This window comes from Deltaproteobacteria bacterium, from assembly GCA_017302835.1.
Lineage (GTDB): Bacteria > Bdellovibrionota > Bdellovibrionia > Bdellovibrionales > Bdellovibrionaceae > UBA2316.
Map to the genome: position 1 here is coordinate 327,222 of JAFLCC010000002.1, position 19,891 is coordinate 347,112.

The 19,891-nt window shown below is 37.0% G+C and carries 30 protein-coding genes, 2 tRNA genes and 3 rRNA genes; 34 read left to right on the forward strand and 1 reads right to left on the reverse strand.

What is annotated here, in order from left to right; translation table 11 throughout:
- Nucleotides 1-4 precede the first annotated feature (4 nt).
- The 32 genes from rpsJ (at nt 5) to rrf (ending at nt 17,929) form a co-directional block, all read left to right on the forward strand.
- A complete protein-coding gene (gene rpsJ / locus J0M15_03570) occupies nt 5-322 on the forward strand; it encodes a 30S ribosomal protein S10 (GenBank protein MBN8536106.1) in 318 nt (105 codons plus the stop codon).
- An 8-nt stretch (nt 323-330) separates the two neighbouring features.
- Nucleotides 331-975 (forward strand): 50S ribosomal protein L3, encoded by a 645-nt coding sequence (rplC, locus tag J0M15_03575; GenBank protein ID MBN8536107.1) that lies wholly within the window; start codon nt 331-333, stop codon nt 973-975.
- 2 nt (nt 976-977) lie between these two features.
- A complete protein-coding gene (rplD, locus tag J0M15_03580; protein ID MBN8536108.1) occupies nt 978-1,604 on the forward strand; it encodes a 50S ribosomal protein L4 in 627 nt (208 codons plus the stop codon).
- Nucleotides 1,601-1,879, forward strand: coding sequence for a 50S ribosomal protein L23 (rplW, locus tag J0M15_03585; GenBank protein ID MBN8536109.1), 279 nt, complete (start codon nt 1,601-1,603; stop codon nt 1,877-1,879). The genes rplD and rplW overlap by 4 nt, the downstream gene beginning before the upstream one ends.
- Before the next feature lie 3 nt (nt 1,880-1,882).
- Complete coding sequence (gene rplB / locus J0M15_03590) at nt 1,883-2,701, forward strand: 50S ribosomal protein L2 (protein MBN8536110.1); 819 nt, start codon at nt 1,883-1,885, stop codon at nt 2,699-2,701.
- Between the two features lie 7 nt (nt 2,702-2,708).
- Complete coding sequence (gene rpsS / locus J0M15_03595) at nt 2,709-3,002, forward strand: 30S ribosomal protein S19 (GenBank protein MBN8536111.1); 294 nt, start codon at nt 2,709-2,711, stop codon at nt 3,000-3,002.
- Between the two features lie 10 nt (nt 3,003-3,012).
- A complete protein-coding gene (gene rplV, locus J0M15_03600; GenBank protein ID MBN8536112.1) occupies nt 3,013-3,345 on the forward strand; it encodes a 50S ribosomal protein L22 in 333 nt (110 codons plus the stop codon).
- A gap of 1 nt (nt 3,346) precedes the next feature.
- Nucleotides 3,347-4,012 carry a 30S ribosomal protein S3 gene (rpsC, locus tag J0M15_03605; GenBank protein MBN8536113.1) on the forward strand — a complete coding sequence of 222 codons (666 nt, stop codon included), beginning with the start codon at nt 3,347-3,349 and terminating at the stop codon, nt 4,010-4,012.
- A complete protein-coding gene (gene rplP, locus J0M15_03610; GenBank protein MBN8536114.1) occupies nt 3,999-4,406 on the forward strand; it encodes a 50S ribosomal protein L16 in 408 nt (135 codons plus the stop codon). The genes rpsC and rplP overlap by 14 nt, the downstream gene beginning before the upstream one ends.
- Before the next feature lie 3 nt (nt 4,407-4,409).
- On the forward strand, nt 4,410-4,604 hold the full coding sequence (gene rpmC / locus J0M15_03615; protein MBN8536115.1) for a 50S ribosomal protein L29: 195 nt from the start codon (nt 4,410-4,412) through the stop codon (nt 4,602-4,604).
- A gap of 6 nt (nt 4,605-4,610) precedes the next feature.
- Nucleotides 4,611-4,859 carry a 30S ribosomal protein S17 gene (rpsQ, locus tag J0M15_03620; protein MBN8536116.1) on the forward strand — a complete coding sequence of 83 codons (249 nt, stop codon included), beginning with the start codon at nt 4,611-4,613 and terminating at the stop codon, nt 4,857-4,859.
- Between the two features lie 12 nt (nt 4,860-4,871).
- A complete protein-coding gene (gene rplN, locus J0M15_03625) occupies nt 4,872-5,240 on the forward strand; it encodes a 50S ribosomal protein L14 (GenBank protein ID MBN8536117.1) in 369 nt (122 codons plus the stop codon).
- Nucleotides 5,241-5,247: 7 nt separating this feature from the next.
- Nucleotides 5,248-5,787, forward strand: coding sequence for a 50S ribosomal protein L5 (gene rplE / locus J0M15_03630; protein MBN8536118.1), 540 nt, complete (start codon nt 5,248-5,250; stop codon nt 5,785-5,787).
- A gap of 9 nt (nt 5,788-5,796) precedes the next feature.
- On the forward strand, nt 5,797-6,102 hold the full coding sequence (gene rpsN, locus J0M15_03635; GenBank protein MBN8536119.1) for a 30S ribosomal protein S14: 306 nt from the start codon (nt 5,797-5,799) through the stop codon (nt 6,100-6,102).
- Nucleotides 6,103-6,110: 8 nt separating this feature from the next.
- The gene (rpsH, locus tag J0M15_03640; protein MBN8536120.1) at nt 6,111-6,500 is read left to right on the forward strand and encodes a 30S ribosomal protein S8; all 390 of its coding nucleotides are present in this window, start codon (nt 6,111-6,113) and stop codon (nt 6,498-6,500) included.
- 10 nt (nt 6,501-6,510) lie between these two features.
- Entirely contained in the window at nt 6,511-7,050 is a 540-nt protein-coding gene (gene rplF / locus J0M15_03645; GenBank protein MBN8536121.1) for a 50S ribosomal protein L6, read from the forward strand.
- Between the two features lie 18 nt (nt 7,051-7,068).
- Entirely contained in the window at nt 7,069-7,428 is a 360-nt protein-coding gene (locus J0M15_03650; GenBank protein MBN8536122.1) for a 50S ribosomal protein L18, read from the forward strand.
- A gap of 9 nt (nt 7,429-7,437) precedes the next feature.
- Nucleotides 7,438-7,905 (forward strand): 30S ribosomal protein S5, encoded by a 468-nt coding sequence (gene rpsE, locus J0M15_03655; protein ID MBN8536123.1) that lies wholly within the window; start codon nt 7,438-7,440, stop codon nt 7,903-7,905.
- Nucleotides 7,892-8,077 carry a 50S ribosomal protein L30 gene (gene rpmD, locus J0M15_03660; protein ID MBN8536124.1) on the forward strand — a complete coding sequence of 62 codons (186 nt, stop codon included), beginning with the start codon at nt 7,892-7,894 and terminating at the stop codon, nt 8,075-8,077. The genes rpsE and rpmD overlap by 14 nt, the downstream gene beginning before the upstream one ends.
- A complete protein-coding gene (gene rplO / locus J0M15_03665) occupies nt 8,074-8,502 on the forward strand; it encodes a 50S ribosomal protein L15 (protein ID MBN8536125.1) in 429 nt (142 codons plus the stop codon). Before rpmD ends, rplO begins: the two co-directional genes overlap by 4 nt.
- Before the next feature lie 12 nt (nt 8,503-8,514).
- Nucleotides 8,515-9,840, forward strand: a complete 1,326-nt coding sequence (secY, locus tag J0M15_03670; protein MBN8536126.1) for a preprotein translocase subunit SecY — start codon at nt 8,515-8,517, stop codon at nt 9,838-9,840.
- 40 nt (nt 9,841-9,880) lie between these two features.
- Nucleotides 9,881-9,994 (forward strand): 50S ribosomal protein L36, encoded by a 114-nt coding sequence (rpmJ, locus tag J0M15_03675; GenBank protein ID MBN8536127.1) that lies wholly within the window; start codon nt 9,881-9,883, stop codon nt 9,992-9,994.
- A 2-nt stretch (nt 9,995-9,996) separates the two neighbouring features.
- On the forward strand, nt 9,997-10,371 hold the full coding sequence (gene rpsM / locus J0M15_03680) for a 30S ribosomal protein S13 (GenBank protein MBN8536128.1): 375 nt from the start codon (nt 9,997-9,999) through the stop codon (nt 10,369-10,371).
- 8 nt (nt 10,372-10,379) lie between these two features.
- Nucleotides 10,380-10,772 carry a 30S ribosomal protein S11 gene (rpsK, locus tag J0M15_03685; protein MBN8536129.1) on the forward strand — a complete coding sequence of 131 codons (393 nt, stop codon included), beginning with the start codon at nt 10,380-10,382 and terminating at the stop codon, nt 10,770-10,772.
- Nucleotides 10,773-10,782: 10 nt separating this feature from the next.
- A complete protein-coding gene (rpsD, locus tag J0M15_03690; protein MBN8536130.1) occupies nt 10,783-11,406 on the forward strand; it encodes a 30S ribosomal protein S4 in 624 nt (207 codons plus the stop codon).
- Between the two features lie 12 nt (nt 11,407-11,418).
- Nucleotides 11,419-12,447 carry a DNA-directed RNA polymerase subunit alpha gene (locus tag J0M15_03695; protein MBN8536131.1) on the forward strand — a complete coding sequence of 343 codons (1,029 nt, stop codon included), beginning with the start codon at nt 11,419-11,421 and terminating at the stop codon, nt 12,445-12,447.
- 9 nt (nt 12,448-12,456) lie between these two features.
- Nucleotides 12,457-12,810, forward strand: a complete 354-nt coding sequence (rplQ, locus tag J0M15_03700) for a 50S ribosomal protein L17 (GenBank protein ID MBN8536132.1) — start codon at nt 12,457-12,459, stop codon at nt 12,808-12,810.
- A 280-nt stretch (nt 12,811-13,090) separates the two neighbouring features.
- A tRNA-Ala gene (locus J0M15_03705) sits at nt 13,091-13,163 on the forward strand.
- A gap of 95 nt (nt 13,164-13,258) precedes the next feature.
- Nucleotides 13,259-14,762 (forward strand): 16S ribosomal RNA (locus tag J0M15_03710).
- A 47-nt stretch (nt 14,763-14,809) separates the two neighbouring features.
- A tRNA-Ile gene (locus J0M15_03715) sits at nt 14,810-14,886 on the forward strand.
- A gap of 55 nt (nt 14,887-14,941) precedes the next feature.
- A 23S ribosomal RNA gene (locus J0M15_03720) occupies nt 14,942-17,785 on the forward strand.
- Nucleotides 17,786-17,812: 27 nt separating this feature from the next.
- Nucleotides 17,813-17,929, forward strand: a 5S ribosomal RNA gene (rrf, locus tag J0M15_03725).
- The 16S, 23S and 5S rRNA genes sit together here with 2 tRNA genes alongside, the layout of an rRNA operon.
- A 604-nt stretch (nt 17,930-18,533) precedes the next feature.
- Here the strand turns inward: rrf and rpsR are convergent.
- Entirely contained in the window at nt 18,534-18,806 is a 273-nt protein-coding gene (rpsR, locus tag J0M15_03730) for a 30S ribosomal protein S18 (protein ID MBN8536133.1), read from the reverse strand.
- Nucleotides 18,807-18,899: 93 nt separating this feature from the next.
- Here rpsR and rpmB point away from each other — a divergent pair, with 93 nt between their 5' ends.
- Both rpmB and J0M15_03740 read left to right on the forward strand, forming a co-directional pair.
- Nucleotides 18,900-19,178 (forward strand): 50S ribosomal protein L28, encoded by a 279-nt coding sequence (gene rpmB, locus J0M15_03735; GenBank protein ID MBN8536134.1) that lies wholly within the window; start codon nt 18,900-18,902, stop codon nt 19,176-19,178.
- A gap of 21 nt (nt 19,179-19,199) precedes the next feature.
- The gene (locus J0M15_03740) at nt 19,200-19,403 is read left to right on the forward strand and encodes a 50S ribosomal protein L24 (protein ID MBN8536135.1); all 204 of its coding nucleotides are present in this window, start codon (nt 19,200-19,202) and stop codon (nt 19,401-19,403) included.
- The last annotated feature ends 488 nt before the right edge of the window (nt 19,404-19,891 follow it).

The following is a 19,891-nucleotide window of genomic DNA, read 5'->3' on the forward strand; positions in this document are numbered from 1 at the left end:
ATATATGCAAAGTCAAAAAATTCGAATTCGTCTAAAGGCGTTTGATCATAAGTTATTAGATCAATCCACAAAAGAAATAGTTGATACAGCCAGAAGGACTGGTGCGAAGGTAGCTGGGCCGATACCCTTGCCGACTAGAATTAACAGATATACGGTTTTAAGATCTCCGCATGTCGATAAGAAATCGAGAGAGCAGTTTGAAATAAGAACTCATAAGAGAATGCTTGATATTCTAGAGCCCACTCAGCAAACAATTGATCAGCTTATGAAGTTGGACTTGTCTGCTGGTGTTGACGTTGAAATTAAATTATCTGCTAAATAAGGTGCAAAATGACAGAATCTAATCAAATTAAATTAAGTTCGCTTTATGTATTCAAAGAGGGCATGTCTACTTACTTTGACGACAACGGTGCGGCTATTCCTGTTACGGTATTAAGATATTCTCCTTGGGTTGTATCTCAGATAAAAACTAAAGAGAATGATGGATATGAAGCTCTTCAAATCTCTTGTGAGCCTAAAAAAGTTAAAAACTCTAATAAATCGGAAATTGGTCATAGTAAAAAAATTGGACAAGAGGTTGGTTTTAGATATGTAAAAGAGGTTAGAGGGAGTTTTGACCAAAATGCCGTTCTTGGGGCAGTTGTATCAATTGAATCTTTAGTAAAGGGTGATCTGATTAAGGTTACCGCAAAGTCAAAGGGACATGGGTTTGTTGGTTCTGTGAGAAGGTGGAGTTTTGCTGGTGGGCCAGCATCTCATGGGTCGAAATTTCATAGACAGCCTGGTTCAAGTGGTAATAGAACTTGGCCTGGAAGAGTAATGCCAGGTAAAAAATTTCCAGGTCATTGGGGGGATGAGACTGTAACTGTTAAGAATTTAAAAGTTTTTGATGTAATCCCTGCAGAGAATGTGCTTATCGTGAGGGGCTCGGTTCCAGGGGCCAGAAATTCTTTGGTAAGATTGGTGAAGGTGTAGTTATGGCAGTTTTAGACGTGGTAAATATGGACAATATAAAAGTGAGTTCGGTTGAATTGCCAGATTCGATTGTTCAGGGTGAGGTTGATCAATCATTGCTTCATTCTATTGTTAAATGGCAATTGGCTTCTCGAAGGCAAGGAACGCATATGACTAAAACAAAGGGTTTGGTCAGTGGTGGAGGCAAAAAGCCATTTAAGCAGAAAGGTACTGGAAATGCAAGGCAGGGATCGACAAGGTCTCCTCTTATGCCAGGTGGTGGAACTGTTTTTGGTCCTCAGCCGAGAGACTATTCTTATGTTGTTCCGAAAAAAATGAGAAGAGCGGGGTTAAGAATGGCGCTCACTCATCTTATAAAAAATAATAAGTTTATAGTTTTGGATGATTTAAAATCAGATGGAAAAACTAAATCATTTTTAAATAATCTCAAAAAGTTGGGCTTGGAAAAGGCAGTAGTTACGGATTCAAGTTCAAATGAACTGATTTTAAGAGCAAGCAGAAATCTAGAAAAATATGTATTTATTCCTACTGTGGGCCTAAATGTTTATGATTTACTTAAATATGACGCATTAATTTGTACAAAAAGTTCAATTAAGGGGCTTGTTGAAAGAGTTGAGGTGGTTTCTTGAAAAATTTAGATTTATTCCCTTTGATAACGGAAAAAGCAGCTTTGAATGCAGAGGCTGGTACTTACGTATTCAAGTCAAAGTGTGATTGTGATAAGCTTGAAATTAAATCTTTTGTTGAAAAACGATTCTCTGTGAAGGTTGTATCTGTAAGAACTTCTATTTTTTCAAGAGCGCAAAAAAATAAAAAAAATGGAAAACTAATTAAGAGTTATTTTAAAAAAGTGTACGTTAAACTTGGTAAGGGGATGAAGATTCCTCTTTTTGAAGGTGTGTAGAATATGGGAATAAAGATATTTAATCCAACATCTGATGGTCGTAGGGGAATGACAGGGTATGATTTTTCTGAAATTACAAAAAGTGAACCAGAAAAATCTTTAACGATTAAGTTGAAGAAGCATAGCGCAAGAAACAACTATGGCCGAATAACAATGAGGCATGTTGGTGGTGGTCATAAAAAGTTGTACAGAATTATTGATTTTAAAAGAGAAAAAATAGATGTACCTGCAGTAGTAAAATCGATAGAATATGATCCATACAGAACGAGTAGAATTGCCTTGCTCCATTATCTAGATGGAGCAAAATCGTATATTCTTTGTCCCATTGGTCTTAATGTTGGGGACTCTGTCACTTCAAGTGATAAAGCTGATATAAAACCAGGAAATTCATTACCACTCAAATATATTCCGGTCGGAACTATTATACATAACATTGAGTTAAGACCAGGAAAGGGTGGGCAAATTTGTCGAGGTGCTGGTGCCAGCGCTGTATTAGTTGCTAAGGAAGAGAAATATTGTCAAGTAAGGATGCCATCTGGTGAAGTTAAGCAAGTATTATCTTCAAATAGGGCCAGCATTGGTCAAGTGGGAAACACAGATAATGAAAACATTAATCTTGGTAAGGCTGGCAGATCTCGATGGAGAGGTATTAGGCCATCAGTTAGAGGGATGGCTATGAATCCGGTTGATCATCCTTTGGGGGGCGGAGAAGGCGTTGGTAAAGGACATCATCCAGTTACTCCATGGGGGCAGCAGTGTAAAGGATTCAAAACAAGAAACTCAAAACGTACAGATTACTCTATAGTAAAGCGACGAAAGTAGGCAAAAAATGGGTAGGTCATTAAAAAAGGGTCCATTTGTGGATCATCATTTGTTAAGTAAAATTAATAATGCAATTGAAAAAAATGATAAAAAAGTTATTAAAACTTGGTCAAGACGATCTACAATTTTGCCAGATTGTATTGGGCTTACGTTTGCGGTTCATAACGGAAAAAAATTTGTCCCATTGTATGTGACTGAAAACATGATTGGCCATAAATTTGGTGAGTTTGCACCAACAAGAACATTTAACGGACACGCAGAGAAAAAAGCGCAAGCAGCTCCGGCGTCAGTGAAAAAATAGGAAGTTTATTATGGAAGCTAAAGCATCATTAAAATATGCAAGAGTTGGATGTCAAAAAGCAAGATTGGTTGCTAACGTTGTTAGGGGAAAAAAGGTGGATCTGGCTTTGAAAACTTTAAATTTTATGGACCAAAAATCAGCTGAATTGTTTAGAAAATTAATTGAGTCTGCGGTCGCAAATGCTGAATTTAAAAAACTTATGGATATTGATAGATTATTTGTGAAATCTATTTATGTTGATCAAGGACCAAGTCTAAAACGTTTTAGACCAAGAGCGCAAGGCAGGGCGTTTGGAGTAAAGAAGAAAACTAGTCATCTAAACGTTGTATTAGAGGAGAAATAAAGTGGGTCAAAAGGTAAATCCAATTGGTTTTAGAGTAGGCGTGATAAGAACCTGGGAGTCAAGATGGTTTGCAAAGGGAAGAAAATACTTTGAAAATCTACATGAAGACTTGAGATTAAGGGATTTTTTGAAGTCGAAATTGAAACACGCTGGGGTGGCGCGGATTGAAATTGAAAGAGCTGCCGAAAAACTAAAAATAATAATTCAAACAGCGCGACCAGGGATAGTAATTGGAAAAAAAGGCACAGGGATAGATTCTCTTAAAAATGAGGTTCAGTCTTTAACTAAAAGTGAAGTTTATTTAAATATTCAAGAAGTGAGAAAACCAGATATTGATTCTCAGTTGGTTGCTGAGAACATTGCTCTTCAGCTTGAAAAAAGAGTTTCTTGGAGAAGAGCAATGAAAAAAGCTCTTGCTGCCGGAGTAAAGGGTGGAGTTAAGGGAATAAAAATTAGAGTGTCTGGTAGGCTTGATGGTGCAGAAATAGCTAGATCAGAGTGGTATAACCAAAAAAGTGTACCATTGCACACATTGAGGGCAGATATAGATTATGGAACGGCTGAGGCTTTAACTACCTATGGTATAATCGGTGTTAAGGTTTGGATTTATAAAGGTGATATTTTAAGCACTCGTGAAATTGAGGAGGCTGGTCGTGTTAAGTCCTAAAAGGGTTAAATGGAGAAAGCAGTTTGTTGGAAGATCTAAAGGCTTGGCCTATAGGGGTTCTAATTTAGATTTTGGAGATTATGGATTGCAAGCTTTAGAGGCGGGTAAGCTAACGGCAAGACAATTAGAAGCTGGTAGAATTGCGATTTCAAGAAGCGTAAAAAGAGGTGGAAAAATTTGGTGTAGGGTATTTCCTAACATACCTGTAACAAAAAAAGCAGCTGAAACCAGAATGGGGAGCGGAAAGGGAAATCCTGAGTTTTGGGTTTCCCAGATATTGCCTGGAAAAATTCTATTCGAGTTGGATGGGGTTACTACGGAGCAAGCAAAAGAAGCCTTTGAAAGAGCAGCACATAAACTTCCATTTAAGACAAGATTTTTGTCAAGAGAGTAGAAAATGAAATACAGTGAAATAAAAAATTTAACAATAGTGGAAATCAACAAATCGTTGCAAAAGAAGCAAGAAGAGCTCTATGAGATGAGAGTTAAAAACAACTTGGGTCAACTAACAAATCCTTTGCAAATTAGATTTTTAAAAAAAGATATCGCTAGAATTAATACAGTTATTTCTATGAAAAGATTAGAGGTTTAATTAGTTATGGAAAATTTGTCAAAAAAAATGGAACTTGTTGGTGAGGTTGTAAGTAATAAAATGCAAAAAACTATTTCTGTTTCCGTGTCAAGAGTGGTAAAGCATGTTAAGTATGGAAAATATTTGAAGAAGAGCACAGTTTTTAAAGCTCATGATGAAAAAAATGATTCTAAAATTGGAGATAAAGTCTTGATTAGAGAATCAAGACCTCTAAGCAGAACAAAAAGATGGGAATTGGTAAAAATTTTAAAATAGTAGGATAAATTTATGATTCAAATGCAAACAAGGCTTTCTGTTGCTGATAACTCAGGAGCGAAAGAAGTTATGTGTGTTAAGGTTTTAGGTGGTTCTAAGAGAAGATTTGCTTCTATAGGTGACGTAATTGTTGTATCAATTAAGGATGCAATGCCTAATTCAAAAGTTAAGAAAGGTGATGTGGCTAAAGCTGTTGTAGTTAGAACGTCACACAAGTTGAAAAGACCGGATGGTTCCTATATCAAATTTGATGAAAATTCTGCTGTTTTGATTAATGCAGCTAAAGAACCAATAGGAACAAGAATTTTTGGCCCTGTAGCTAGAGAACTAAGAGCAAAACAGTTTGTTAAAATTGTATCGCTTGCTCCAGAAGTATTGTGAGGAAAAAATGAATAGACTGCAAAAAATCTATAATGATCAAATTAAGTTAGAGCTTAAAGCTAAATTGGGCCTCAGGAATATTATGGAAGTTCCTAAGCTTGAAAAAATAGTAGTAAGCGTATGTACTAGTGAGGCCGTTCAAAATCCTAAAATTTTAAATGGTGTTGTCGATGAATTGACATCAATAACTGGACAAAAAGCTGTTATGACTAAGTCAAAGAAAGCAATTTCAAATTTTAAATTAAGAAAAGGTCTTTCTATAGGCGCCAGAGTGACTTTAAGAAAAGACAGTATGTGGTCATTTCTTGATAGGTTAAATACCTTAGCATTGCCTAGGGTGAGAGATTTTAGAGGGCTTCCTTCAAAAGGATTTGACGGAAAAGGTAATTATAATATGGGACTTAAAGAACAGATTGTGTTTCCTGAAATTAATTACGATCGAATTGAGAAAACAAGAGGGATGAATATTACTATTTGTACTTCTGCTAAAAATGATTTGCATGGAAAAAGTTTATTAGAAGCTTTGGGTGTTCCATTTAGAAAATAGAGGAAATGAATGGCAAGATTATCATCAGTTGTAAAAAATAACAAAAAGAAGAATACGGCTATAAGATATTATAAGCATAGGGAAGATCTAAAGGAGAAGTCTTTAAATTTAAAACTCTCCTTAGAGGAAAGAATGGAATATAGATTAAAACTAAATAAGCTACCAAGAAATACTTCTTTGTCTAGACATAAAACTAGATGTGAGTTGACAGGGCGACCTAGGGGAAATTATAGAAAATTTGGGTTGTGTCGTTTAGAGTTTAGAAGACTAGCTCTTGATGGCAAAATTCCAGGCGTAACAAAGGCAAGTTGGTAAGAGGAAATATGGATACAATTGGACAGTTTTTAACAAGTATTAGAAATGCGGGTTCAGCTCGATTGGAAAAAGTGGATATGCCATCATCAAATATGAGATTTGGTATAGCTAAGATTTTGCAAGAAGAAGGTTATATCAAATCTTTCAAAATTGCTAAGGATTCGAAACAGGGAATCATGAGAATTTATTTGAAGTATGATGATATGGGTAAACATATAATTAATAAAATTCAGAGAGTGAGCACTCCTGGAAGACGATATTATTCTAAATCTACAGATATTCCTAATGTAAGATCTGGGTATGGAATTAGTATTTTAAGTACAAATAAGGGTGTATTATCTAGTAAAAAAGCGAAACAATATAAATTAGGCGGAGAGATTCTCTGCGAAGTTTGGTAAAGGAGCTTAAATGTCTAGAATAGGTAAATTACCAGTCTCTCTCGAAGCAGCTCAAGTTGATCTTAGTAATAAAAAATATATTGTTGTTAAAAGTGCAAAAAACTCTTTAATAATAAATAGACTTCCTGGTGTTGATATCAAATTGGTTGATAATAAACTACACTTGACTACATCTGTTGATAATAAAAAAACTAAGGCACTTTATGGTCTTCATAGAGCTCTTCTGCAAAATGCTGTAACTGGAGTTACTAAAGGTTTTTCTAAATCTCTTGATTTGAATGGTGTTGGTTATAGAGCTTCAATTAATGGTAAAAAATTGGAGCTTTCTTTAGGCTACAGTCATCCTATTTCATATTTAATTCCGGAGGGAATTGAAATTAAAGTAGAGAAGCAGACTAATATACTAATTTCTGGTTCTAGCAAAGAGCTGGTGGGACAAGTTGCAGCTAAAATCAGAGGATTTAGATCTCCTGAGCCTTATTTAGGTAAAGGAATTAAGTATACTTCAGAAACTATAAAACGAAAAGCTGGAAAATCTGCTGGAAAATAGGAGGATTTAGTGAAGGTTATTATTAAAAAAAGTTTTTCAGACAGATTGGTCAATAGACTTTCTAAAAAAAATAGAATTAGAAAAAAAGTTAATGGAACATTACAGCGTCCAAGATTATGTATTTACAGGTCATTGAATCACATTTATGCACAGATAATTGATGATGTTGCAATGAAGACTGTTTTGGAGGCATCATCTCTTGATATTTCAGAGAAGATGAGTTTGTCAAAAAAAGCTGTCGAGGTTGGGAAGTTATTAGCAAATAAAGCAAAAAAACTTAATGTTGAATCGGTAGTTTTTGACAGAAATGGTTTTATTTATCATGGTAGGATTAAATCTTTGGCGGATTCTGCAAGGGAAAATGGTCTTAAATTTTAAGGGTGAAAAATGGATAAAGTTAATAGTGATTTTGAAGAAAGAGTTGTAGCCATAAACAGAGTAACTAAAGTTGTTAAGGGAGGAAGAAGATTTTCTTTCGCTGCCCTAGTCGTTGTTGGCAATAAACTTGGAGAGGTTGGATTTGGTTCTGGTAAGGCTGGTGAGGTTCCAGAAGCAATTGGAAAAGCAACTAGATCTGCAAAAAAAAATTCATATTCGGTAAATTTAAAGGAAAACAGGACTATTAACCATGAAGTAATTGGTAGATTTGGTTCAGCTAAGGTTATTTTAAAACCAGCTTCTGAGGGAACAGGTGTTATTGCTGGTGGTGCGGTTAGATCTGTTTTAGAGTCCGTTGGGATAAAAGACATATTAACAAAATGCATTGGGACAAGAAACCCTCATAATGCCGTTAGGGCAACAATTGATGGTCTAATTCAGTTAAAGGCTGGAGTAATTAAAAATGAAAAAATTTAAAGTTAAATTGGTTAAATCTTTAATTGGATGTTCTCAGTCACAGATTAAGACAGCTAATGTATTAGGGCTAAAAAAAATTAATAATTCTCGTACATTCATTGATACTCCACAGTTTCGAGGGCAAGTTAAGAAGATTCAGCATCTGATAATTCTAGAAAAGGAAAGTAAATGAAACTTTTAGATAGTTTAAGGCCTAAGGATGGATCTGTTCATTACAGAAAAAGAGTTGGTAGGGGAATAGGTTCAGGTCTTGGTGGTTATAGTGGTAAGGGTGGAAAAGGACAAACTCAGAGAAGCGGTGGATCGATTAGAAGAGGTTTTGAGGGGGGTCAAACTCCCCTACATAGAAGATTGCCAAAGTTTGGTTTCACAAACAATATGTTTAAAACTAAATATAAATCACTTAGTTTTTCTGATTTAGAGAAATTTGGCTCAGAAATAAATATCAGTGATTTGGAATCAATGTTTAAAAATGGACCTTTTAAGCTTCTTAATAATGGTAAAATTTCTAAGGCAATAAATTTAACTGTTCATAAAATTACGAAGAGTGCTAAAGAACAAATTGAAAAAAATGGTGGAAAAGTAACAATTTTATAATAAGGATGTAAGGTGTCAGTTTTTGCAACATTTTTTGAAAATAGTGAATTGAGAAGAAAGATATTTTACACTCTAATTGCACTGTCTGTTTATAGAGTCGGAGTTCATATTCCAACTCCTGGTGTTAATTCTGTAGCAGTTATGGAGTTATTTTCTAATAATTCAGCAGGGATTTTTGGTTTAATTAATTCATTTACTGGCGGCGCCTTCTCGCAATTTAGTATTTTTGCTTTGGGCATAATGCCCTATATTTCCTCTTCAATTATTTTTCAGTTGCTTTCTTCTGCTGTGCCAGCTTTAGAAGGTCTAAAAAAAGAAGGAGAATCAGGAAGAAAAAAGATTAATCAATATACTCGCTATTTCACATTGTTATTGGCTATTGTTCAAGGATATGGGATGAGCAAGTTTCTTATTAATTATAGGTCTCAGTCTGGGCAAATGTTAGTCTCTTCGCCTTATGTGGGGGTAGTTCCGTTTGAAGTAATTGCGGTTCTGACTTTGGCGGCTGGAACTTGTTTTATAATGTGGCTTGGTGAGCAAATTACTGAGCGTGGGATTGGAAACGGTTCTTCCCTTATAATTTTTACTGGTATAGCTTCGTCTATTCCTAATGGGGCAAGCCAATTGTATACACTTTTTTCTCAAAATGAAATTAATATGATTTCACTGATTCTTTTGTTGATAATGATGGTTTCCGTTATTGCTTTTGTTGTTTATATGGAGACTTCTCAAAGAAAAATTTTGGTCCATTACTCACAGAGAACAAGTACGAGTCAGACTGCAAAACAAGTAACTTCGCATCTGCCAATAAAGATCAATTATGCCGGCGTTATTCCTCCAATATTTGCTAGTTCTATTTTAATGTTTCCAGCTACATTGGCCCAATTTACCAATATTCAATGGCTAAAATCCATACAAGAGGCCATTCATCCAAATGGTGTGATTTTCAATCTTCTTTTCGTGTTTTTAATTGTGTTCTTTTCATTTTTCTATACTGATATTATCTTTAATCCTAATGATATTTCAGAAAACTTGAAGAAATCGGGGGCCTTTATTCCAGGCGTTCGATCAGGAACATCAACCGCGCAATTCATTCAGGATGTGTTAAATAAAATCAATGTATTAGGTTGTATTTATTTAAGCTTTATTTGTATAATGCCAGGACTGTTGGCTTCTGAGTTAAAGTTACCTTTTTATTTCGGAGGAACATCACTTCTAATATTAGTTGGGGTCGCTCTAGATACGGCGCAACAGATTAACTCATATATTTTAACTCAGAAGTATGAAGGGTTTTTAAAGGGAAAAAAAATTTCAGCAAGAAGAGTTAATTTTAATTAGTTATAGGAAAATTTAAAAATTTAAAGTATTAGGAAGTTTTATGAAAGTTAAACCATCTGTAAAAAAAATCTGTAATAAATGTAAAGTTATAAAAAGAAAAGGTGTTGTGAGAGTAATTTGTGAGAATGCTAAGCACAAACAAAGGCAGGGATAAAAATGGCTAGATTATTCGGTGTTGATTTACCAAAGAATAAAAGAGTAAAAGTTGCTTTAACATATATTTTTGGAATTGGAAAAACCAGAGCTGAAGAAATATGTAAGAAGTTAAATATTAGCGATTCATTAAGAACTGAAAATCTTTCAGATGAAAATGTTGCTAACATTAGGGCTATGGTGGAACAAGGCTTTAAAGTAGAAGGTGATCTAAGAAGAGAAGTAGGTTTGTCAATTAAAAGACTAACAGATTTAAATTGTTTTCGTGGAATTCGACATAAAAAAGGGTTGCCAGTTCGTGGTCAAAATACCAGATCAAATGCAAGAACTAGAAAAGGACCAAAGAAAACTGTCGCAAATAAGAAAAAAATAGTATAGGTAGTGTTATGAATACAGTAGAAAAAAAAGTTCAAAAGAAAAAAAATAAGAAAAGCTCACCAAATGGATTGTGTTTTATTCAAGCTGCGTTTGGTAATGTTATTATAACAATAACAGACTTGAAGGGTGAGACGATATCTTGGTCTTCTGCGGGTCATTTGGGTTTTAAGGGAAGCAGGAAAGGCACACCGTTTGCGGCTCAGGTAACGGCAGAAGATGCTGCAAAAAAGGCAATTGAAACAGGCCTTAAAACAGTTGAAGTGTATTTGAAGGGTCCAGGCGCTGGGCGTGAGCCGGCAATTAGAGCTCTTTCCGGAACGGGATTAAAAATATTGTCTTTAAAGGACATAACGCCGGTTCCCCATAATGGATGTAGACCTCCAAAAAGAAGAAGAATTTAGGGAGATGTAAATGAGTTGTGTAGTAAATAGTGTTTGTAAATTATGCAGAAGAGAAAATTTGAAATTATATCTCAAGGGCGATAGGTGTTATTCGGATAAGTGTGCGTTTGAGAGAAGGCCATACCCCCCTGGGCAGCATGGCCAATCACGACTGAAGTTCTCTGAGTTTGCTTTGCAGTTAAGAGAAAAGCAAAAAGCAAAGAGATGGTATGGATTGTCTGAAAAACAGTTTAGTAATAATTTTTTGAGAGCATCTAAAACTGATTCGATGACGGGAATTGAGTTACTAAAAAACTTAGAATTGCGTATTGATAATGTTGTGTACAGTTTAGGGCTAGCCTCATCAAGGCGTCAAGCTAGACAGTTGGTTTTACATAAGCATTTTATGTTAAATGATAAAGTCATAAATATACCAAGTATTATGCTTAAAAAAGGTGATGTTGTTAAAGTATCTGAAAACAGTGCTAAGAATAGTTTTTTTTCTAATTTGAACAGTCAAGGTAAAAAAACCGTGCCATCATGGTTGGATCTTAATTTTGATCTTAAAACTGGAGTGGTAAAGGATATGCCAAGTAGATCTGAGTTGTCGTTGCCAGTTGAAGAAAATATGATTGTTGAGTATTACTCAAGATAAAGTGAGGATTGCATGCAAGAGCATTATTATAAATTTTGGAGAGATCTCATTAAGCCAAAAAGTTTCGAAGTCGATAAAGATACTTTTAAAGATGATTATGGTAGATTTACAATTAGACCATTAGAGAAAGGTTTTGGAGTTACAATAGGAAATTCTCTTAGAAGAATATTACTTTCTTCTATGATGGGAGCTTCGGTCACAGCAGTTCGATTTGAGGGCGTATTGCATGAATTTTCTTCACTGCCTGATGTGTTGGAAGATGTTGCTGATATTATTTTAAATTTAAAAGAATTAAGATTCAAAATGTTTACTTCTGAAAATTTAACATTGCGTATAAGTAAAAAAGGTCCTGGTAAGATAAAAGCATCTGATATTCAGGTTAACGATAAAATTGAAATATTAAATTTAAATACACATATTGCTACCGTTGGTCCAAACGGTGATTTCAACATGGATATTATTGTTGGTTTTGGCAGAGGTTATGTTTCATCAGACATGAAACAAGATAATTTTCCTTTGGGATTTATTGCTATCGACTCTCTATTTAGTCCAATTAAAAAAGTAAATTATAGTGTTTTGAGTGCGAGAGTGGGGCAAAGGACTGATTACGATAATTTAGTTTTGGAAGTGTGGACTGATGGTTCTATAAAACCAGATGAGGCGCTTTCGTTGGCATCTAAAATTATGAAGGATCAATTGCAGGTTTTTTTACTATTTGATGAGGCTTTTGAGCCTAAAGAGGATAAAGCTGATGGGTTCTCACCTCAGTTAAACGATAATTTGTTTAGATCGGTAGACGATCTAGAGCTTTCAGTTAGATCTGCAAATTGTTTGAAAAACGCAAATATACGATTTATCGGGGAACTTGTTGTTAGATCTGAAGCTGAAATGTTAAAAACAAAAAATTTCGGAAGAAAGTCTTTAAATGAAATTAAGGAGATTTTGTCTGAGATGGGGCTTGGTCTCGGAATGAAAATTGATGGATGGCCACCTGTAGGTTGGGATCCTAGTATTGCAAATTTTAAACGTGAACAACAATAGGAATTAAAAATGAGCTCTCATAAAAAGCTGACAAAAAGATTTTCAAGACGCAATGGTCCAAAAAAAATGTTAATTAAGGGATTGTTAGTAAATTTAATTACACACAATCAAATGGTTACAACGAAGGCAAAAGCATTTGAAATTAAAAGGCTCTTTGATAAGAGCGTAACATTAGCAAAAAAGAATAATTTAAATTCGTTTAGGTTGTTGATGGCAAGACTTAGCAATAAAGAGGCAGCTAGTAAGCTTCTCAATGAAATAGCTCCAAGAATGTTGCAAAGAAATGGTGGATACACAACAGTTGTTAAAATGCCAAACAGATCCGGTGATAATTCTCCAATGGCATTTATTAAGATACTGTAAAATTTTAATACTATCGTACATTTTTATAAGTATTTTTGACCGAAAAATTTTCTCCCTTGGTTTGGTTTATCCTATAGCCAATTAAAGTCTTTCTAAAATTCCCTTCTTTTATTTTCCTCAACAGTTATTTGACGGTGTCACAACAGCAGACCTTTTGGCTTCTAGTACTTGTAGAGCTAGAGCATTCTTCGGTCTCTTAGCACGATGAATTAAAAAAAATTAGATCAAATATTTAAAATTGACTATTAGAATGTGTTTGATTATTACATTTCAACACTTTGGGGGCATAGCTCAGCTGGGAGAGCATCTGATTTGCATTCAGAAGGTCGCAGGTTCGATCCCTGTTGCCTCCACAAAAATAAATGTTGACTTAGTAGTTAATAATAAATATAAGCCTCAACATCGCTCTTTGAAAACTAAATAGCTAGTACAAAAATTAAAGAATTATATTTTGGAGAGTTTGATTCTGGCTCAGAACAAACGCTGGCGGCGTGCCTAATACATGCAAGTCGAACGGGGAAAGCCGCAAGGTGAGTACTAGTGGCGCACGGGTGAGTAACGCGTGGGTGATCTGCCTCAAAGTGGGGGATAACCAGTCGAAAGATTGGCTAATACCGCATAAGACTACGATTCATTTTGTAGTAAAAGAATTTCGCTTTGAGATGAGCCTGCGTGAGATTAGCTAGTTGGTAAGGTAATGGCTTACCAAGGCTTTGATCTCTAGCTGGTCTGAGAGGATGATCAGCCACACTGGAACTGAGACACGGTCCAGACTCCTACGGGAGGCAGCAGTAGGGAATATTGCGCAATGGGGGAAACCCTGACGCAGCGACGCCGCGTGAGCGATGAAGGCCTTCGGGTCGTAAAGCTCTGTCGTATGGGAATAATAATGAATGTACCATATAAGAAAGGATCGGCTAACTTCGTGCCAGCAGCCGCGGTAAGACGAGGGATCCTAGCGTTGTTCGGAATCATTGGGCGTAAAGCGGGTGTAGGTTGCTTTTTAAGTCAAATGTGAAATCCTAGGGCTCAACCCTAGAAGTGCATCTGATACTATCAAGCTTGAGTGTGGAAGAGGCTATTAGAATTCCTGGTGTAGTGGTGAAATACGTAGATATCAGGAGGAATACCAGTTGCGAAGGCGGATAGCTGGTCCAACACTGACACTAAGACCCGAAAGCGTGGGGATCAAACAGGATTAGATACCCTGGTAGTCCACGCCGTAAACGATGGATACTTGTTGTTGGAGGTATTGACCCCTTCAGTGACGAAGCTAACGCGTTAAGTATCCCGCCTGGGAAGTACGGTCGCAAGATTAAAACTCAAAGAAATTGACGGGGGCCCGCACAAGCGGTGGAGCATGTGGTTTAATTCGATGCAACGCGAAAAACCTTACCTGGGTTTGAAATAGATAAGAAAAGTATCAGAAATGGTCTTCTCGCAAGAGCTTGTCTACAGGTGCTGCATGGCTGTCGTCAGCTCGTGTCGTGAGATGTTGGGTTAAGTCCCGCAACGAGCGCAACCCTTGCCTTTAGTTGCCAGCATTCAGTTGGGCACTCTAGAGGGACTGCCGACGTTAAGTCGGAGGAAGGTGGGGATGACGTCAAGTCCTCATGGCCCTTATATCCAGGGCTACACACGTGCTACAATGGCAGTCACAAAGGGCAATAGCAAAACTGCGAAGTGAAGCTAATCCCAGAAAAGCTGTCTAAGTTCGGATTGCAGTCTGCAACTCGACTGCATGAAGCTGGAATCGCTAGTAATCGTGGATCAGCATGCCACGGTGAATACGTTCCCGGGCCTTGTACACACCGCCCGTCACACCATGAAAGTTGGTTGTACCAGAAGTCATTGCGCTAACATTGAAGCAAATGCCCAAGGTATGGTCGATGATTGGGGTGAAGTCGTAACAAGGTAGCCGTAGGGGAACCTGCGGCTGGATCACCTCCTTTCTAAGGAAAAAAGTACTAGCTATTTAGTTTTGAAAGAGTGAAGGCATGGGCCTGTAGCTCAGTTGGTTAGAGCACACGCTTGATAAGCGTGGGGTCGGATGTTCAAGTCATCCCAGGCCCACCAACAAATCTTGATCTTTGACAATTTAAAAGTATATTTAAGTGATTTTTAGCAATTTATTGAAGTTATTAAGAGCTTACGGTGGATGCCTAGGCATTGAGAGGCGACGAAGGACGTGGTAAGCTGCGATAAGCTACGGGGAGTGGCAAACACACATTGATCCGTAGATGTCCGAATGGGGAAACCTGCTCGTAAGAGCGAATCGCAAACGACGAGAAGTGAAACATCTCAGTATCGTCAGGAAAAGAAATCAATTGAGATTTCCGTAGTAGTGGCGAGCGAAACGGAAAAAGTCTAAACCAACTTAAAGAAATTTGAGTTGGTGTTGTGGGGTTTACATAAAAATTAATAGATCTAGACAAATTTTTTGGAAAGAAAAACCATAGAAGGTGATAGTCCTGTTGTTTAAAGATTGAATAAATTTAGTAAATTCCCAAGTACCACAATACACGAGAAATTTTGTGGGAATCTAGGAGGACCACCTTCTAAGACTAAATACTACTCAATGACCGATAGTGAACTAGTACCGTGAGGGAAAGGTGAAAAGAACCCCGAGAGGGGAGTGAAATAGAACCTGAAACCGTAAGTTTACAAGCAGTAGAAGCGTTTTATATGCGCGACTACGTACCTCTTGCATAATGAGTCAGCGAGTTATTTTTGCAGGTAAGGTTAAGTCGAAAGATGTAGCCGTAGCGAAAGCGAGTCTGAATAGGGCGTTAATCTGTAGAAATAGACCCGAAACCCAGTGATCTAATCATGGCCAGGCTGAAGCGAGGGTAACACCTCGTGGAGGGCCGAACTAGTTGGTGTTGAAAAACCTTTGGATGAGCTGTGATTAGGGGTGAAAGGCCAATCAAACTGGGTGATAGCTGGTTCTCCCCGAAATATATTTAGGTATAGCCTTAGATAATTGTATCACGGAGGTAGAGCACTGAATGGGCTAGGGGTCTTTACCGGATTACCAAACCCAAACAAACTCCGAATGCCGTTGATATTTATTCTAGGAGACAGTCTGTGGGTGATAAGGTCCATAGACGAGAGGGAAAGAGCCCAGACCATCAGCTAAAGTCCCTAAATCTACACTAAGTGGTAAACGTTGTGGAGTTACTTTGACAACTAGGAGGTTGGCTTAGAAGCAGCAATCCTTTAAAGAAAGCGTAATAGCTCACTAGTCTAGTGACTCTGCGCGGAAGATACAACGGGGCTAAGTGTAGTACTGAAGCTATGGCTTGCGTAAGCAAGGGTAGGGGAGCGTTCTGTATTAGGATGAAGGTTGACTGTAAAGACAGCTGGACGAAACAGAAGTGATCATGCTGACATAAGTAGCGTTTAACTCAAGTGAAAAACTTGAGCGCCGAAAACTCAAGGGTTCCTGGGCAAGGATAATCCTCCCAGGGTTAGTCGAGACCTAAGATTAAGCAAATTTGTTAAATCGATGGATGTACGGTTAATATTCCGTAACTATTAAATGATTGCGTAAGGAGTGACGTAGTAGGTAAGCCCAGCCTGTTAATGGATTCAGGTGTAAGCGATTAGGAAGTTTTAAAGGTAAATCCGTAAAACAATTCTGAGTCGTTAGTGCTATCAAGTGGGTCTAGCCATGCTTCCAAGAAAAGCTTCGTATGTTTAATTTAATACTCGTACCGTAAACCGACTCAGGTGAGTGGGGTGAATATCCTAAGGCGATAGGGTCAATCGTAGTTAAGGAACTCGGCAACTTAACACCGTAACTTCGGGAAAAGGTGTGCCCAAGCAATTGGGTCGCAGAGAAATGGGAGTAGCGACTGTTTATCAAAAACACAGGCATGTGCAAAGTCTCAAGACGACGTATACATGCTGACGCCTGCCCGGTGCTGGAAGGTTAAGAGGATTTGTTAGCGCAAGCAAAGCAGAGAATCGAAGCCCCAGTAAACGGCGGCCGTAACTATAACGGTCCTAAGGTAGCGAAATTCCTTGTCGGGTAAGTTCCGACCTGCACGAATGGCGTAACGACTTCTCCGGTGTCTCAACTACAGGCCCTGCGAAATTGAATTCTCGGTGAAAATGCCGAGTACCCGCAGAAAGACGGAAAGACCCCGTGAACCTTTACTGTAACTTGACAGTGATTTTAGAGTTTCTATGTGTAGCATAGGTGGGAGACTTTGAAGCTTTCTCGCTAGAGATAGTGGAGTCAACAGTGAAATACCACTCTTATAAACTTTGAAATCTAACCTACCTTTATGGAGGGACACTGTCTGGTGGGCAGTTTGACTGGGGCGGTCGCCTCCCAAAAAGTAACGGAGGCGCGCGATGGTACCCTCAGCCTGATTGGAAACCAGGCGTCGAGTGCATTGGCATAAGGGTGCTTAACTGCAAGACCTACAAGTCGAGCAGATGCGAAAGCAGGCCAAAGTGATCCGGTGGTCCCGTGTGGAAGGGCCATCGCTCAACGGATAAAAGGTACTCCGGGGATAACAGGCTTATTCCGCCCAAGAGTCCATATCGACGGCGGAGTTTGGCACCTCGATGTCGGCTCATCACATCCTGGGGCTGGAGCAGGTCCCAAGGGTTTGGCTGTTCGCCAATTAAAGTGGTACGCGAGCTGGGTTCAGAACGTCGTGAGACAGTTTGGTCCTTATCTTCTGTGGGCGTAAGAGATTTGAGTAGATCTGTCCTTAGTACGAGAGGACCGGGATGGACAAACCTCTGGTGTTCCAGTTGTCACGCCAGTGGCATGGCTGGATAGCTATGTTTGGAATTGATAACCGCTGAAAGCATCTAAGCGGGAAGCAAACTACAAGATAAGATCTCTCTGAATAATATCCTAAAGGCACCTTGTAGACTACGAGGTTGATAGGCGAAAGGTGTAAGTACAGTAATGTATTGAGCTAATTCGTACTAATATGCCGTGAGACTTCATAAAATTAGCTAAAAATCACTTAAATATATTTTTGGTGTCTATAGCAAAAGTGAAACACCTGATCCCATTCCGAACTCAGCAGTTAAGACTTTTAGCGGCGATGGTATTGCACGCGCAAGTGTGTGAAAGAGTAGCACGATGCCAGTATTATGCCCGGTATATCCGGGCTTTTTTTTTATTCTTGGTTAACTTGTGGGCTCAGTGTTGTAGACCATGAGGTAGATTGAAACTCTATGTTTTGATTATTCCCAATAAGAGGTAAGCAGAGCGGGATAATGTTATTTTTTTCTGAGAGTTTCACAATTTATTTAGAAGAAAAGTACAACAATAAGCTTTATAAAAGTTTTTTGGAAGTTTCATTTAAATGGATTCACAATTATCCCAGCACGATTTTCAAGATAAAACAACGACATGTCTTTCCGATTTATTTATATAAACATCGCTATTTCTTTAAAATTTTTTCTGCAGACCGTTTCAATTTTTTTTCCGTCTGACAATTCATGCTAGTTTCAATATATTTAAAAAAACAGACATTATATCTAACAAATGAATTATCGACCCTGTTGAAGATCTGATTTTTGAATTATTTTGTATTTATTTAAGCTAGATTAAATAATGACTCTACTTGGTTTTTAATGAAACTTGCCAAAAACCAAGAGAAATAATGGTCTCAAACGAATACCAATTGTTAACAATTTTTCTGAAGGAACCAATTCAAAAATTGGTTTGGATAACTCTGTTATTTTTAAGATTAAACCTCAAAAAGTACCGGATTTATTTGTTCAATTTTAGACATACTATCAAAATGACCCATTCCAATAGGCAATAAACCTAAATTCCTACTTTTTTTAACTGCATAATTAACTAATCTTTGTTGGGAAATTTTAAGTTTAGAAATTCTAGCAGGAACAATTTTTCCACCGTCAGCAATATACTTGTAAAGAGAAACAGGATCTTTATAATCAATTTGCATTAAACTTTTAGCGGTAATTTTTTTCTTTTTTTGATCTAAGTCTTTTTTCATTTTTATCCTTTTTCTAAAAAAATATTGATTTATACATAAATTGATTATAGGACTGTATACTCCATAGTTAGAATATTTTCAAAGGGTTTTTATATGTCTGTGTGTGAATTAACTGGAAAGCGTCCTATTGTAAAAAACTTAGTGAGTCATTCCAATATTAAAACAAAAAAAGTAGTGCAACCTAATGTTCAGTATAAAAAGTTGTTTAGCAAAAAATTGACAAAGTTTTTCAAGTTGAAAGTTGCGGTAAGTACTTTACGGACACTTGATCATTCTGGTGGGTTTGATAGCTTTTTAATGTTGCAACCTGATTCTGCTTTGTCACGACGTGCATTTAAAATAAAGCAGCTGCTAGTTGAGAATAAGAAGTAAATATTTTATAGGAGTTTTTCTGTGAAAATTGCATTTAAAAAAGGTTTAAAAGTTAAGGTATTATCTGGTTCGGACAAAGGAAAAGTTGGAATAATTACTAAATTATTGCTGAAAAAAGATATGGCTGTTGTCCAGGGAGTGAATGTAAAAACCCATTTTAGTAAAAAAGATGGAATTTTGAAGCAAGAAGCCGCTATTAATTTGTGCAAGTTGCGAGCTGTCTAACGGTAGAAATACCGATTTGGTCTGAAAGTTGCCTTTTTGTTTTTAATGTTTTTTTGTTTTTAAAAAAATTGTTCTGTCGATATAAGTATTAGTTGATTTTGTTTTCTCTCACAATTTTTAGTTCACCAAGGAAGGTTTTCAATGAAGTTCTTCTTTCTGAATTTTTTTCTGAGGTATCTTCTTTTCGTTGTATTTTCTTAGCTATTAATCGAGATCTTTTTGAAGCTCCTCATTAGGTTGGTTTGATGGTTTTTTTTCTGCATACTATTTGTCAAGTAGGTTGTTCCGAACGAAGGATATACTAATCCATTTTCTGTTCCACTTTATTGTTAGTCGTACTTTTAATGCAAAGAATTAAGGGATGTAGAAGTTGGGATTTAATCTGACAGTTGCCCTTTTGTTCATCAATTTATTTTTAACTTTTTTAAAAAACTCTGTACTGTCAGTTCAAGTTTTGATTGATGGTTTTTTCTCTTGCTATTCTTAAT